We start from the raw sequence: 573 nt of genomic DNA on the forward strand, positions 1-573 counted from the left end.
GGGTCGACTTGCCGACGTTGGGCAGGCCGACGATGCCGCATTTGATACCCATGGGTGACAGCTCTCTGGGGTGAAAGTGATTGGGGAAACAGCGACGTGGGCGCTGCTTTTCCAATCATTCTCCGTACCGACCAACGGTCGGTACCTACCGGTCTGGTTGACTCCGTACCGACCAACGATCGGCACCTACCGGCCTGGTTGACTCCGTACCGGCCAACGGTCGGTACCTACCGGTTATTTCGGGGTGTGCAGCCGCTTCATCGCTTCGCTGAAATCGCCCTGTACCGCCAGCGGCATCACGTCGATCGCATCGTCGATGGCGCGCGCGATCAACACGTCGTCGTCCTTCGACGGGCGGCCCAGTACCCAACCCACCACGCGGTCCTTGTGGCCGGGATGGCCGATGCCCACGCGCAGGCGGTGGAACTTGCCGTGGCCAAGCAGGCGCATGGTGTCACGCAGGCCGTTCTGGCCGCCGTGGCCACCGTCGAACTTCAGCCGCGCCACGCCGGGCGCCAGGTCCAGTTCGTCGTGGGCCAGCAGGGTTTCTTCCGACTCGATCTTCCAGAACCG

1 protein-coding gene is annotated in these 573 nt (G+C 64.2%); it reads right to left on the reverse strand.

Features of this window, described 5'->3' with window-relative positions:
* Window positions 1–234: 234 nt before the first annotated feature.
* The coding region (locus tag DAI20_RS19995) for a peptidyl-tRNA hydrolase (protein WP_168927711.1) at window positions 235–573 on the reverse strand (339 nt) is incomplete at its 5' end.

Source organism: Planctomonas deserti (assembly GCF_003067705.1).
Taxonomy (GTDB): domain Bacteria; phylum Actinomycetota; class Actinomycetes; order Actinomycetales; family Microbacteriaceae; genus Planctomonas; species Planctomonas deserti.